Origin of the sequence: Komagataeibacter intermedius TF2 (assembly GCF_000964425.1) — a bacterium.
In the GTDB taxonomy this organism is placed as follows: domain Bacteria; phylum Pseudomonadota; class Alphaproteobacteria; order Acetobacterales; family Acetobacteraceae; genus Komagataeibacter; species Komagataeibacter intermedius.
In genome coordinates this window covers 1-13,664 of sequence record NZ_BANF01000050.1, presented here as the reverse complement: position 1 = coordinate 13,664, position 13,664 = coordinate 1, and the positions used below count along the sequence as shown (strand labels likewise).

Genomic DNA, 13,664 nt, shown 5'->3' with positions numbered 1-13,664 from the left:
CCGCCGGGGCCGGCCGCAGCATCCCGTCGCGCGGGACGTTTCAGCCTGAAAATCTGTTCCACCGTCCTGCCGGACAGCCACGATGCATGTCATGCCCCTACCGGCAGGCTGACATTACCCGGCCTGCGCCGTGACCGGCCATGTGGGAACATGGAAGCGGGCGGGGCAGTTATCCTGCACATCCGGTGATGGCAGAAAGCCCGAAGCGGCGGGAAAGCGCCCAAGATTTTTTGGGTCCAGCGTGAACCACAGCTGCGCCAGGATCGGCTGGCCCTGCGCGTCCGTATTGCAGCGGAACTGCAGTCCCCGCTCGGGCAGGGCGCCATATGTCTTTTCAAATGACCCGATCACGTCGGCCTTGCTGATGTCGCGACCGGCATCATGGTCAAGTTCACGCCCCACGGGACCTGCGGCAAAGCGGTCGCGCAACGTGCTGGCCACGTTAAAGAACCGTTCGGCATTCATGCCGAAGCACTGTACATGCTTGGTATATTCATGGGTGACAAGGCTGGAACGGGTATGGGCCACCGTACCCGACAGCCGTTTCGACAGCGCGGGGGACAGCCGCGGTGGCGTATCGTCATGCTGGTAAATGTCACATCCCTTGATCCACCACTGGGTCACGGGCAGGCCCTCATGCACCAGGTCGGACGGGCGCGAGGCCCATAGCCCATGCAGCCCGATCAGCGGCGCATGTGGCTGGTCGGGCTGGCAGCCTGACCCGTGCTGATCCGTGCAGAAGCCGGGCTGCCACGTCAGCGCCAGCGTATAATGCCCGAAATCGCCATGCCGGGCTACGGGTATCGACAGCGCGTCCGTATGGGTGGACGGCGGCGTATGCGCGCATCCGGCCATAAGGCACAGGGCCGGGACAAGCGCAGCCAGCGTCGGATGCAGGCCACGAAGGGCGGTCAGGGCACGATATGGCATGAAGGGTTATTTCCCGGTGGGATGCAGGTCGAGGGCGGTCGTCAGGTCGCCCAGCGGATGGCCGGTCGCCGCCTGTATGGCACGGTCACGTACCGTCAGCCCGTCCAGCGGACGCAGGTGAAAGCGTTCGGTCAGGAATTTCAGGATCGAAGTCGTGTCCTGCACCGTATGGTCCACGTACCCACGCCGCGCATAGGGGGAGACGATGATGGCGGGAATACGCGATCCCGGCCCCCACCTGTCGCCCTCTGGCGGGGCCACGTGGTCCCACAGGCCGCCATTTTCGTCATAGGTCACGATCACCAGCATGTGCGGCCACTGGGGGCTTTTCTCCAGATGGTCGATCAGGTCGGCGATATGCTCGTCGCCTGACTGGATGTCGGCATAGCCGGAATGTTCGTTCAGGTTGCCCTGCGGCTTGTAGAACGCGACCTGCGGCAGGGTGCCATGGTCAATCGCGTCGATGAACCGCGCGCCTGCCAGCCCGCCATCACGCAGGTGCGCCTGCCGCGCCGCAGTGCCGGGGGCATAGTTCAGGTAATAGTTGTAGGGCTGGTGATGATACTGGAAATCGGGGGCGGGATAGTGGTTGCCGTGATCCAGCACGTCCTGCCATGCGCCGGAATACCACGCCCATGTAATGCTGCGCTCGCTCAGCCGGTCACCAATCGTGGGTTCGGTCTGGGGGGGAAGGGTTGTCGGGCTGGTCGGGTCGGCAAAGCGCGCATCCTGCCCTGCCGCCGCCGGGTTGCCGCTGGGCTGATAGGCAGGCTGCATGGTGTTGACGGCATGAAAGTCCGGCGTCAGGTTGCCGTCACGGACGAACTTGGGCACCCCGTCCAGCGCCGAACGCGGGGAATTGGGCGCGACCACCAGCGCCTTGCCCGACGGGTCGACCACCGAAATGACCGGATGCGCCGGACTGGCGTCAGCCTGCGGATAGAAGGGCGCGCACGCACAGGCCAGCCACTGGTGGTTGAGGAACGACCCACCGAATGCCCCCATGAAGAAGTGGTCCGCCATCGTATATTTCCGCGCGACGTCCCACATCCGCATCCTGCTGCCGTCCCAGTAGCTCATGGGCATGGCGCCGGAATCCGCCCACGCCACGAACATGTCGTTCCGGCCACCGTTGATCTGCATCTGGTTTTCATAAAAACGATGCCACAGGTCATGGGTCAGCGTGCTGAGCGGTACGTTGAACCCCTTCGGATCATCCACGCGGAACGGCTGGTTCGGCAGGTGGGCGCTCATGGCCTGCGTCACGGCGTTACGCACGCCGCGACCGGTCAGCCCGCCCCAGACGGGGGGAAGTTCGCGCATGATGGAGCCGTCGCGGTCACGCTGGGCAAAATCGGAAAGGGGCCTGCCTGCGAACGTATCCGCACCGGGAAAGCCATTATACAGGTTATCGAACGAGCGGTTTTCGGCAAAGATGACCACCACGGTCTCGATCTGGTCCAGTTGCCCCGGTGTCGCGGCCTGCACCGGCCCCGCCGGAAGGGCGGTCAGGATCGTGCTAGCAAGTATGCCAAGACCAGGCAGCCGCCAGCTGCCACGTGCCATGAAACGGAAGTGTTCGGTAAGGATGCGTCCCGGCATGGATCCCCGATCTGCTCGACTTGGGTTATTATATGGCCCGGATCATAACGGGAAAATAACAGACAGTGCAATCAGCCGGTGGGCCATAATGCCACACGGCGGGCATCCGCACCGACGCGCCACGCATTCCGTTTGCCGCCCGGCCATGCCATGCTAACGGTCATGACGCATTTTTGAAACAGACCTTCCCCGACAGGCACGCCGCTCGTTCATGCAGACCCTATCCGATCCCAATTCATCACGCGCGCTGCACCACCAGATCGCCCAGGACCTGACCGGCCGGATCGGTCGGGAAGATGGCTATTGCGACCGGCTGCCTTCGGAAGCGACGCTGTGCCGGATCTACAGCGTCAGCCGCGTGACCATCCGCCATGCGCTCCGGCATCTGGAAAACGCCGGGCTGGTCTGCCGCAGGCAGGGCAGGGGCACGTTTGTCGTCCCCCCGGCGGAGCGCACGGCGCCCCCGCGCCCTGACCCGGTCATGGGGCTGAGCGACATCCTGCAGGCGCGCGGCATGAAGGTGGAAACGGAACTGCTGGCGTTCGGGCTGGAACCCGCGCCGCCGGAGGTCCAGGCGGCGCTGGAACCCGACGGGCGGCAGGCCCTGCTGCTGCGCAGGCGGTACCTGATCGACCATGTGCCTGTGGCGCTGACGGAAGTGTACTATCCACCAGCCTTCCGGGCATTCATTTCCGAACACGATGCCCGTGTCCATTCATCGCCCCGGCTCATGGTGGATCATATCGGCCTGCGGCTTGGCCGCACCCACCTGACGGTGGACGTGACGGAAGCACGGCATGCCCTGGCGGCCGAACTGGACCTGCCATGCGGCAGCCCGGTCATGGTCATGCGCCGCATTACCTGTGATGACGCGGGGACGGCGTGCGAACACAGCACCCTGCTTGCACGGCCTGGCATTGCGCGGCTTTCCATCACGGCCCATGGCGGCAACCTGCCCGATACCGATTTCGTGCCGCGTGACCCGTGGCCCCCCGGCGGGTAACCCGTACGGGAAAAGGCTGCATTCGGTTATTGATTGTCTATCGGAACGAATATAAGACAAGTTAATACAAGATGCATGCCACCTCGGCACGCGCCACGGTTGCCGGAGTGTCAATGAAGACAAATCTGCTGGAACGCCTGTTTCACCTGCGGGCAGCCGGAACCACCGCCGGGCGGGAAGTCGTGGCCGGACTGGGCACGTTCGCCGCCATGGTCTACTGCGTTGCGGTCAACCCCGCCATCATGAGCAACGCGGGCATGGACCGCGCCAGCGAACTGACGGCCACCTGCCTGATCGCCATCATCGCATCCGCCACGATGGGGCTGCTGGCCAACCTGCCGCTGGGCCTTGCGCCCGCCATCGGCTCGAACGTGGTGTTCGCCGTTGTCATGGTCCAGCAGATGGGCGTGCCGTGGCCTGCGGCGCTGGCCATCGTGTGCCTGACGGGCATCGTGTTCATGATCCTGACCGTGACAAAGGTGCGTGAACGCATGGCCGACGGCATGCCCGACTGCCTGCGGGTGGGCATCCAGATCGCGGTCGGGCTGACCATCATGTTCATTGGCCTGCGCAATGCCGGTTTCGTGGTGGGCAACCACACGACACTTGTCACCATGGGCGCGCTGTCCAGTCCCGCCGTCATGCTGACATTTGCCGGGCTGGTCATTACCCCGGCGCTGGTGGCGGCCGGCGTGCCGGGGGCGCTGATCATCTCGATCGCGGGGCTGACCCTTATCGGGCTGTTTGTGCCCGACGGGCATGGCGGAACGATCACCCACTGGCCCACGCGCATGTTCGCCATGCCCGTCTGGCCATCGGCCACGGCGTTCCATATGGATCCGGGTTACATCTTCCACAATTTCTTCTACGTCCTGCCCGTCATCATCTTTTTCCTGTGCACGGAACTGTTTGGCACGCTGGCCAACCTGCTGGGCATTGCCAGTGCGGGGGGCATGCTGCGCCGGGACGGGTCGATCCCCAATGCCACGCGGGCCTTTGCGGCGGATGCGGCCGGGACGATCCTGGGGCCGGTTCTGGGCACGGCGGTTGTGGCGGTCTATCTGGAATCCGTGATCGGGGTGCAGATGGGCGGGCGCACCGGGCTGGTGGCCGTGGTGATCGCGCTGGGATTTGTCGCGGCCCTGTTCCTGTGGCCACTGTTCATGATCATTCCGCCACAGGCGACCACGCCCGCGCTGGTCATGGTGGGGATCCTGATGTTCGGCGCCATATCGCGGCTGGACCTGAAGGACATGACACAGTCCGTACCCGCCATCATGACCTTCATGTTCGCGGTGCTGACGGGCAACCTGCTCAACGGCATGGCCTTTGGCACATTTTCCTACATCGTCATGAATGTCGCGGCGGGGCGGTGGCGTAACGTCACGCCCACCGCGTGGGGCCTCGGGCTGATCATGGCGCTCTTTTTCATCGTCAGCATGAGCATGCGCCATTAGCGCGCGGCCCTGTGGCGACCCATCCTTCCATCATGAAAGAACAGGACATATGAACTCACCATATCCCGACCTGAATGATCCCGCGCTGCGCGACCGGGCGGTCCGGGCGGCGCAGGGGCAGGAGGCATTCGATACCCTGCTGGTCAACGGCCGCGTGGCCGACGTGGCGACGGGTGAGGTCCGCGATGCGGATGTGGGGCTGGTCGGCCCGCTGATCGCCAGCGTCCACCCGCGCGGCACCTTTCGCGAAGCGGGCGAGGTCATCGACCTTGGCGGACGCATTGTCGCGCCCGGGCTGATTGATTCGCACCTGCATATCGAAAGCTCAATGGTCACGCCGCGCACCTATGCCGGCGTTGTCGTGCCGCAGGGGACGACAACCATCTGCTGGGACCCGCATGAAGTGGGCAACGTGGGCGGGCTGGAGGCGGTGCGCTGGGCCATTGCCGCATCACGCGGGCTGCCGCTGCGCATTATCGTGCTGGCGCCATCATGCGTGCCGTCCGCGCCGGGGCTGGAGCGTTCGGGGGCCACGTTCGACGGCGCGGCCATGCAGGAAATGCTGTCGTGGCCGGAAGTGGGCGGCGTGGCCGAGATCATGGACATGCGCGGCGTGCTGGCGCGCAGCCCGCTCATGCGCAGCATTACGCAGGCGGGGCTGGACAGTGGCAAGCTGGTCTGCGGCCATGCGCGCGACCTTGCGGGCAAGGGCCTGCAGGGCTTCCTTGCCGCAGGAATTGAATCCGACCACGAGATCACCAGCGAAGCCGACCTGCTGGAAAAGATCCGCGCGGGCATGACGATCGAACTGCGCGTCTCGCACGAGGACATCCTGCCGCAGGCGGTGGCCCTGTTCCACAAGTTGGGATACGTTCCGCAGACCGTCACCCTGTGCACGGACGACATTTTCCCCGATGACCTCGTCAGCCGTGGCGGCATGGCGTACATGCTGCGCCGCCTGGTACAGCTCGGGCTGGACCCGGTCCAGGCATTGCGGGCGGCGACGCTGAACACCGCCATGCGCCTGCAGCGCCGTGACCTTGGCCTTGTCGCACCGGGGCGGCGGGCCGATCTGGTGGTGTTTGACGACCTGGCGGAATTCCGGGCGCATCACGTCTTTGCATCCGGCCGCCACGTAGCGGAAAACGGGGAGCTGTGCGAAGCATTGCGGCCCGATCCCGTGACCGCGCCGACCGAAACCATGAAGCTTGCGCTGACGACGGAACAGTCTTTTTACATCCGCGCCAGCGGAACCCACGCCCGCGTGCGCACCGTGGCGATACCCCGTACCACCCGGTGGGGTGAACGTGATGTTGCGGTCAGGGACGGTCATGTCGTCATTCCCGAGGATGCGGCGCTGATGGCCGTGTTCAACCGCTATGGCGCATCCGACGTGCCGGGCCTTGGCATTCTGGAAGGCTGGGGAGAATGGTCGGGCGCGGTCGCCACCACCGTGCTGCATGACAGCCACAACCTGGCCGTGATCGGCCGGGGGGAAGCGGACATGATGCTGGCCGCCAATACCCTGATCAAATCGGGCGGTGGCATGGTGGCCGTGCGCGACGGCAGGGTGCTGGCGCATCTTGAACTGCCGGTCTGCGGCCTGCTGTCGGCTGCAGACCCCGCGCAGGTCGCCCGTCAGTTCAACGCCGTGCGCGACGCCTGCGCATCCGTCACGACATGGAACGGCCATACCGCCGTCATCAAGCTCATGATCGGTGCAAGCCTTGCCTGCAACCCCGGACCGCATGTGACGGATATGGGCATTACATCGGGCATGACCGGGGAAGTCGTGACCGACTGCGTTCTGGCCTGATGCGCACATCCGCCGCCGGAGTGGACAGTCACCCCCGGCGGCGGATCGCGCGCCGTGATTACAGACGCAGCGCCTGACAGGCGGGCAGGGTGGTCAGGTCGGGATAGGTAAAGTCCAGCCCCGCCTGCCTGCTGGCTGCATGCACCGTGTTGGCCAGCAGGATGCCCGTCGTCATCGGGCCGACCCCATCGGGGACAGCCGTAATGGCGGCGGCGTGCTGCGCCACGGCGGCCACGTCGATGTCACCCACCACACCCGGCCTGCCGGTCGGGTCGGCATTGACGCCAATATCAACCAGCACCGCGCCGGGTGATACCCATGCCGCATCCACCAGCCCGGCATGGCCGGCGGCCGCGAAAATGACCTGTGCCCGACGGGCATGGTCCGCAATGTCACGGGTCCGGATATGCACGATTTCCACCGTCGCCCCCCGGTCAAGCAGCTGTAACGCCAGCGGACGGCCCACGCTGGCCGAAGCCCCGATCACGGCGCAGTTCACACCGGCAAGGTCGCCCAGCATCCCCTGCGCCAGCGTCACGGCCGCCGTGGCCGTGCACGGCAGGTAAAGCGGGGTTCCCGCCATGACCCGGCCCAGGTTGAGCGGCTGCTGGCAGTCCACGTCCTTGTCCGGGTCCACCTGCGCCATGACCTGCGGCACGCTGACGCCAGCAGGCAGGGGCAGAAGCACGATCATGCCATTGACCCCGGGCATGGCCGACACGGCCGCAACCTGCGCACATAGCGCCGCACCATCCATCCGGGCGTCCAGCGGCACCTCGTGGCAGGTGATGCCCGCCTGCGCGGCGGTAGCGCGGATGCGTGCGGCATAGGCCGCACTTCCGGCATTTTCAGCCGCACGGACAATGGACAGCACGGGTGCGCCGCCCGTTGCCTGCGTCACGCGCCCGGCGGCGGGACGCAACGCCGCAAGGAACGCGTCCAGTAATGGCCGGCTGTCGATAATACGGATCATGATGATGTCTCCCTACAGGGCAGTGGCAATGTAGCGCGCGCATTTCTGCAGGTTTGGCACGATGACGCCCAGCAGGTGGTCCATGTCATACTGCCCGTCGGGATAAACAATGCCCAGCGCCCCGACCGCATCGTCCGTCTTCAGCCCGAAGGCGGGCACGGCAATGGCGCAGAAGCCCCGTTCATCCGCGTTGGACATATGGGCAAATCCCCGGGCGCGGATGGTGGCAAGGACAGGCCCCAGTGCCTGCCTGTCGGGCACGGACAGACCGCAGGGCGGGGAGGGGGCATCATCCACCGCCGCGCGGAAGGCTAGCGTGGCCTGCCCCATGGCGGTTGTCGCAAGCGGCAGGCTGCTGCCGATGGTATAGCCCGCCGTCTCGATCTTGGCGGAGGTCGGGGCATGGACGACATAGATCAGTTCCGGGCCCGACAGCAGCGCCAGCGAAATCGGTTCCCCCAGCACAACGGATTCCTCGCGCAGGACAGGGCCGATCAGCTGCCCTACCGAACGGCTCTGCAGAAAACCCAGGCCCAGCTTGAGGGTCTGCGGTGTCGGCATGTAGAGGGCGTTGTCCACCGTGACATATCCCAGCGTTTCCAGCGTGCGGACCAGCCGCCGCGTCGTGGCGCGGGTATAATTCAGCTTCCGGGCCAGATCGGCCATCGTCATGCCTTTTCCGCCCGCATCGAACGCGCGGAGAACGGCCAGCCCCTTGGCGAAGGTCAGGGATGTTTCGGAATCGGCTTCGGTCATTTCAATCCGTCAGGACAGGTGGACAGGAACCCGCAACCGGCAGGCATGCGGGCGGCAATGATGCAGCTTCGAAATAATGTCTTGCGCAAGAAAATCATATCTGACTAACATAAATCAATAACGAACTTATGTTCGATTTTCGAACACATTCTTCCACCATGTCGGTCAGGCTGCGCCATGAAAGTACACGTCATCTATGCCCATCCCCTTACGGACAGCTTCAACGCCGCCCTGCATGAACTGGCGGTACGCTCCCTCAAGCAGGCCGGGCATGAAGTGGATGACCTTGATCTTTATCGGGAAAATTTCAATCCGGTCCTGAGCGCGGAAGACCGGGAGATCTATCATGATCCCGCCATCAACCAGAAACACGTGGCCAATTACGTGCGCCGCCTGCAGACGGCCGAAGCACTTGTGCTGTGCCACCCGGTCTGGAATTTTGGCTGGCCCGCCATTCTCAAGGGATATTTCGACCGCGTCTTCCTGCCTGATGTGTCGTTCAAGCTGATTGATGGCGTGCTGTCGCCCGGGTTTTCCAACATCCGGCGCGTCTCGACCATAACCACCTATGGCTCACCACGGCACAGGGCGTTCATTCTGGGTGACCCGCCGCGCAAGAACGGCACCCGTTTCCTGCGCGCGGTCATGAACCGCCGGGTCAAGGTGGACTATCTGGCGCTTTACAACATGAACAACACCACTCTGGCCGCGCGCGACCGTTTCATGGGGCGCGTCAGGGACACCATGCTCAGCTACTGATCGCACTGAAACGGCGGAACGACGATGGCCACCCTTTTCAACCTCGACTTCATCACGGCAGGGCTTATGGACAGCGCCCGGCAGCGCGCGGGGGAACTCGCACGTCGGGGTGTGACACCCGCGCTCGCGCTGCTCAGTGTCGGGACCGATGAACAGAGCCGCCTGTATATTTCGCGCAAGGTGGAAAACTGCCGTGACGCGGGCATCCATGTTGATGCGCACGACCTGCCGCCCACCATCGGGCAGGCCGCATTACTGGATCACATCGCCCGGCTGAATGCTGACCCGCTGTATCATGGCGTCATGGTCCAGTTGCCGTTGCCGTCCCATCTGGATGCACGCGCCGTATGCCGCGCCATTGCGGTCCACAAGGATGTGGACGGACTGCATCCTTGCAATGTCATGACGCTGCATGATGCAACGCCCGGCATCATTGCGTGTACCGTGCGCGGGATCGCCCACATTCTGGCCCGGGTCCACTCGGACCTTGCTGGCCTGCGGGTCACGATCATCGGGCGCGGGGAACTTGTCGGACTGCCTGCGGCCCTCCTGCTGGGGGGCAGGAGCATGCATGGCAACGCCGATGTCACAGTCCTGCACAGCCGGTCGCGCGATATTGCGGACAGCACGCGGCAGGCAGACATCGTCATTGCCGCCGCCGGCGTTCCCGGCATGCTGACACCCGGCATGCTGCGCCCCGGCACAACCGTGATTGGCGTTGGCATGACCTGGCATGACGGACGGATGACGGGCGACCTGTCTGCCGACATGACCATGCATGATGGCTGGATCACGCCGCCCGACGAAAGTTTTGGCGGCATGACCCGCATGATGCTCCTGCACAATATCCTGGATGTGGCGGCTACGAATGTCTGATTCCCAATTCCGCGCGGCGGTTGACCGTACGACCCGGCGTCTGGTGCATGAAAGCTCCATCGAAATGACGCCCGGCTATGTCAGCACGGCACGGCGACGTCCCGACGCCCTGCCGCCCGGCACCACCGTTTTCATAACCTGGCTGACGGGCGAACCGTTCGGGCCGACGTTGGCGGCCTGCCACAGGATACGGCAATGGGGCTGCGTGCCCGTGCCGCACCTGCCCGCACGCGCCATAGCCGATGTGCCCATGTTGCAGATGATCGCGCAGGCCGTGACGCAGGAACTGCAGACGGACCGGGTACTGCTTATCGCGGGTGGCGGGGCGACACCGGCGGGCTGTTTTGCCGATACGGTTGCCGTCCTGCGCACGCGCATGCTGCAGGACAGCGGCATACGCCGGATATACGTGGCCGGCCACCCCGAAGGATCACCCGTCATTCCACCGGAGCAGGCACTGTCCTTCCTGCGCATGAAGCAGGATATCGGCCAGCAGGACGATCTTGACATCCGTATCGTAAGCCAGCTCTGCTTTGATCCCGGCCCGCTGCTACAATGGGAACGGGGGCTGCGCGATAACGGGATCACGCTGCCGGTGCACGTGGGGCTGCCCGGTCTGATTTCCCCGCGCATGCTGGTCCGTTATGGCCTGAAATGCGGGGTCGGGCAGTCGCTGCAGTTCCTGAAGGGGCAGCGCCACCGGCTGCACCGCTGGTTCTGGCCCGGCGCGCCAGAACAGGTGATCCAGCCCGTCGCCCGGGCGGTCGCCGGTGACGGGAATTCCCTGTTCCGGGGCTTCCATTTCTTTCCATTCGGGGCCGTGGCGCGTACGCTGGGGTGGCGGGAGGCCAGCGGCAGGCCATAAGACACATGCCGCCGGTGGCTTATGGCGGCATAATTCATTTTCAATACGTTACGTTATCGTCATAATATTTTCCATTCCTTCGTTCATCCGGGATATGCCCATGTCCGATACACGTCCCTTCTTCGCGTCACTCCTGGCGACCTGCGCCATCATGGTGGCCACGCCAGCCCCTGCCGCAACGCCACCGCACACGGCCAGTCCGTACGGTGATGGCGGCGTCAGCGCCTTCTATGACACCGACGGGGTGACGCTGCCCGCCCCCGGCACCATGATCCGGACCGAAGACATGGACACCGCCCACCTGCCGGACGGGACCGCGCGCGGCATCCGCACGCTGTACAGCGCGACAAGCGGGGTGGGGGCGGACACGACCACTGCCGTCTCGGGCCAGATCCTGCTGCCACGCGGCAAACCGCCCAGGCATGGCTGGCCCGTTATTGCATGGGAACACGGCACGACAGGGGTGGCGGATGTATGCGCGCCATCATGGCGGGGCTATTCATCGCGCGACCGGGCCTATCTGGCGCGCTGGCTTGCCGCAGGTTTCGCCATTGTCGCAACGGACTATCAGGGACTGGGCACGAAGGGGCCGCATCCCTACCTGCTGTACCGCCCCGAAGGCTACAGCGTGCTGGATGGCCTGCATGCGGCGCTGAAGCAGTTCCCCACGCTGCTGCGTAACAGGATCGTGCTGGTGGGACAGTCACAGGGGTCGGGGGCCGCACTGGGCACGGCGTGGCTTGCGCCCACCCATGCCCCGGACCTGAACATTCTGGGCGTGGTGGCGACAGGTGTCGTGGCCGGGTTCAGGGTTCCCGCCAATGCGCCGCACAGCCCCATTCCCGCCGTCTATACCGATCCGACACAGATGGATTCCGCCTTTGCCATGCTGCGGGTGGAAGGCACGGACCAGAGCCTGAACCCCACACGGGACGCCAGCACGGTCCTGACGCCGGAAGGGAAGGATTACGCCCGGCAGGCCCAGACATCGTGCCTGCATAACCTGTTCGACTATGCGGCGAAGAAGCACATTTCATCACCCGCGCTGTTCAACGCGAAACTGTCGGATTATGAAAAAAGCCATGCAGATGCGTTCGACATCCCTGATGGCCATATCCACATGCCTGTCTTTGTCGGCACCGGCCTTGCGGATGGCGAAGCCGGAACCGCGGGGCAGTACAATGCCGTGGCCGCGATGTGCGACGCGGGCACGACGGTCAGCTGGCATGAATATCCGGGGCTGACCCATAACGGGGCGGTCAATGTCTCGGCACAGGATTCCCTGCCATTCGTGAAACGGCTAATGAAGGGGAAGCATATCGCCAGCACCTGCGCCACGCTGGCGCCGCCGGGCCCCATCCAGCAGGCAACACCGGGCATTCCCTGGAACAACTGAAAAGGCGAACGGTCATGAACCGGGACAAGACGTTCAATATCGGCCTGATCCTGATCATCTACCTCTATGCCGCCGCGTCCATGGCGGTGGTGGGCCTGGTCGTACCGTTCATCCATACGATAGCGGACATACAGCATGTCTCGCCCGGCATGGTGGGCAAGGGCCTGTCCTTCTTTTCACTTCCCGCCGCGATCCTGTCCTTCATATTCGGCATGACGGTGGACAGGATCGGCGTGCGCAGGAGCTTCGTGCTGTCCGTTTTCCTGACGGTGGCGGGTGATGTCCTGCTGATGAGCGCGCATGACATCTGGCCCTTCCGCATCGGGCTGATGCTGGCGGGGTGCGGGTTTGCCTATGCCACCACCACATCGCCCGCGCTGCTCATGAACTACCTGCCGCAGGACATGCGTTCACGCGCGCTGGCCTTCTGGTCGACTTTCGCGCCGGCCGGCTATTCCGCCGGGCTGCTGCTGGCGGTGCCCTTCCTGCACAATGGCAACTGGGCCATGGCCTGCCTGTTCCATATCGGGCTGATGGTCATTGCCCTTGTGGGGGGCTGGATGTTCCTCATGCGCCTGCGCGAAGACGGGCCTGCCCGCAAAGCCGCGACCACGGAAAATGCGCCACAGGTGCGCCCGGCCTTTGCACGGGTGCTGACACTGTCGCTAAGCGTGGCGCTGCCCAACGGCATTGCCTACGGGACCAGCCTTGTCGCCCCGACCTATCTCGCGCATGCCCATTCCGTAAGCCTTGGCACCACCTCGACCGAAGTGGCGCTGATCAAGATTGTCGTCATGCTGCTTGGCGGTGGCCTGATCAGCCTGCTGGCCAGCACGCAGCAGCGCGCGCTCATGCTGTTCGTCATCATGGCGGTGGTGGGGACAGGCGCACAGTTCATGCTGTTCTTCCCGCCTTCGGGCATCATCCTTGCCTCTGTCGGGCTGTTCGTGTGGATGTTCGCCTATAGCAGCCTCAGCGGCAGCGCCATGTCCCTGCTGCCCGCCGTGGCTGGCAGCGGCAACGCGCGCGGGGTGGTGTCGGGCATTGTGGGGCAGTTCATATCGGTCTCGTCCGTGCTGGTGCCCTCGCTCTATTTTTCCACCACGACATGGACCGATTATTTCCTGTTTGCCGTCGTCGCCCTGGTGGCGGCCACCGGGCTGCTGTTCCTGACCTATCGCGCCATCCGCCAGCCGCGCATGGCCGTCGCCTGACGGGACTGGCTGGCGGC

General features: G+C 64.5%; 12 protein-coding genes. 8 read left to right on the top strand and 4 right to left on the bottom strand.

Features of this window, described 5'->3' with window-relative positions:
- Positions 1-114: 114 nt before the first annotated feature.
- The gene (locus B7449_RS09180; RefSeq protein WP_082084816.1) at positions 115-930 is read right to left on the bottom strand and encodes a ribonuclease T2 family protein; all 816 of its coding nucleotides are present in this window, start codon (positions 928-930) and stop codon (positions 115-117) included.
- A gap of 6 nt (positions 931-936) precedes the next feature.
- Positions 937-2,532 carry an acid phosphatase gene (locus B7449_RS09175; RefSeq protein WP_039736782.1) on the bottom strand — a complete coding sequence of 532 codons (1,596 nt, stop codon included), beginning with the start codon at positions 2,530-2,532 and terminating at the stop codon, positions 937-939.
- A 211-nt stretch (positions 2,533-2,743) separates the two neighbouring features.
- Here B7449_RS09175 and B7449_RS09170 point away from each other — a divergent pair, with 211 nt between their 5' ends.
- The 3 genes from B7449_RS09170 to B7449_RS09160 all read left to right on the top strand — a co-directional run bounded on the left by B7449_RS09170 (position 2,744) and on the right by B7449_RS09160 (position 6,808).
- Positions 2,744-3,535, top strand: coding sequence for a GntR family transcriptional regulator (locus tag B7449_RS09170; protein ID WP_039736781.1), 792 nt, complete (start codon positions 2,744-2,746; stop codon positions 3,533-3,535).
- A 113-nt stretch (positions 3,536-3,648) separates the two neighbouring features.
- On the top strand, positions 3,649-4,992 hold the full coding sequence (locus B7449_RS09165) for an NCS2 family permease (protein ID WP_039736780.1): 1,344 nt from the start codon (positions 3,649-3,651) through the stop codon (positions 4,990-4,992).
- Between the two features lie 49 nt (positions 4,993-5,041).
- Positions 5,042-6,808 (top strand): adenine deaminase, encoded by a 1,767-nt coding sequence (locus tag B7449_RS09160; protein ID WP_039736779.1) that lies wholly within the window; start codon positions 5,042-5,044, stop codon positions 6,806-6,808.
- 58 nt (positions 6,809-6,866) lie between these two features.
- On the opposite strand, the gene B7449_RS09155 is transcribed toward B7449_RS09160, so the two are convergent.
- Both B7449_RS09155 and B7449_RS09150 read right to left on the bottom strand, forming a co-directional pair.
- The gene (locus B7449_RS09155; protein WP_039736778.1) at positions 6,867-7,781 is read right to left on the bottom strand and encodes a bifunctional 5,10-methylenetetrahydrofolate dehydrogenase/5,10-methenyltetrahydrofolate cyclohydrolase; all 915 of its coding nucleotides are present in this window, start codon (positions 7,779-7,781) and stop codon (positions 6,867-6,869) included.
- 12 nt (positions 7,782-7,793) lie between these two features.
- Entirely contained in the window at positions 7,794-8,537 is a 744-nt protein-coding gene (locus B7449_RS09150) for an IclR family transcriptional regulator (protein ID WP_039736777.1), read from the bottom strand.
- Positions 8,538-8,714: 177 nt separating this feature from the next.
- Here B7449_RS09150 and B7449_RS09145 point away from each other — a divergent pair, with 177 nt between their 5' ends.
- The 5 genes from B7449_RS09145 to B7449_RS09125 all read left to right on the top strand — a co-directional run bounded on the left by B7449_RS09145 (position 8,715) and on the right by B7449_RS09125 (position 13,647).
- Positions 8,715-9,296 (top strand): NAD(P)H-dependent oxidoreductase, encoded by a 582-nt coding sequence (locus tag B7449_RS09145; RefSeq protein ID WP_039736776.1) that lies wholly within the window; start codon positions 8,715-8,717, stop codon positions 9,294-9,296.
- 24 nt (positions 9,297-9,320) lie between these two features.
- A complete protein-coding gene (locus B7449_RS09140; protein WP_039736775.1) occupies positions 9,321-10,172 on the top strand; it encodes a bifunctional 5,10-methylenetetrahydrofolate dehydrogenase/5,10-methenyltetrahydrofolate cyclohydrolase in 852 nt (283 codons plus the stop codon).
- Positions 10,165-11,037, top strand: coding sequence for a methylenetetrahydrofolate reductase (locus B7449_RS09135; RefSeq protein WP_048883578.1), 873 nt, complete (start codon positions 10,165-10,167; stop codon positions 11,035-11,037). Before B7449_RS09140 ends, B7449_RS09135 begins: the two co-directional genes overlap by 8 nt.
- Before the next feature lie 100 nt (positions 11,038-11,137).
- On the top strand, positions 11,138-12,433 hold the full coding sequence (locus tag B7449_RS09130) for a lipase family protein (protein ID WP_039736870.1): 1,296 nt from the start codon (positions 11,138-11,140) through the stop codon (positions 12,431-12,433).
- Between the two features lie 14 nt (positions 12,434-12,447).
- On the top strand, positions 12,448-13,647 hold the full coding sequence (locus B7449_RS09125; protein WP_039736774.1) for an MFS transporter: 1,200 nt from the start codon (positions 12,448-12,450) through the stop codon (positions 13,645-13,647).
- The last annotated feature ends 17 nt before the right edge of the window (positions 13,648-13,664 follow it).

Bases quoted from the DNA above. Each gene is read 5' to 3' on its own strand.
- B7449_RS09150 (WP_039736777.1), bottom strand. From the start codon at position 8,537: ATGACCGAAGCCGATTCCGAAACATCCCTGACCTTCGCCAAGGGGCTG.
- B7449_RS09160 (WP_039736779.1), top strand. From the start codon at position 5,042: ATGAACTCACCATATCCCGACCTGAATGATCCCGCGCTGCGCGACCGG.
- B7449_RS09125 (WP_039736774.1), top strand. From the start codon at position 12,448: ATGAACCGGGACAAGACGTTCAATATCGGCCTGATCCTGATCATCTAC.
- B7449_RS09175 (WP_039736782.1), bottom strand. From the start codon at position 2,532: ATGCCGGGACGCATCCTTACCGAACACTTCCGTTTCATGGCACGTGGC.
- B7449_RS09155 (WP_039736778.1), bottom strand. From the start codon at position 7,781: ATGATCCGTATTATCGACAGCCGGCCATTACTGGACGCGTTCCTTGCG.
- B7449_RS09165 (WP_039736780.1), top strand. From the start codon at position 3,649: ATGAAGACAAATCTGCTGGAACGCCTGTTTCACCTGCGGGCAGCCGGA.
- B7449_RS09170 (WP_039736781.1), top strand. From the start codon at position 2,744: ATGCAGACCCTATCCGATCCCAATTCATCACGCGCGCTGCACCACCAG.
- B7449_RS09180 (WP_082084816.1), bottom strand. From the start codon at position 930: ATGCCATATCGTGCCCTGACCGCCCTTCGTGGCCTGCATCCGACGCTG.
- B7449_RS09140 (WP_039736775.1), top strand. From the start codon at position 9,321: ATGGCCACCCTTTTCAACCTCGACTTCATCACGGCAGGGCTTATGGAC.
- B7449_RS09135 (WP_048883578.1), top strand. From the start codon at position 10,165: ATGTCTGATTCCCAATTCCGCGCGGCGGTTGACCGTACGACCCGGCGT.
- B7449_RS09145 (WP_039736776.1), top strand. From the start codon at position 8,715: ATGAAAGTACACGTCATCTATGCCCATCCCCTTACGGACAGCTTCAAC.
- B7449_RS09130 (WP_039736870.1), top strand. From the start codon at position 11,138: ATGTCCGATACACGTCCCTTCTTCGCGTCACTCCTGGCGACCTGCGCC.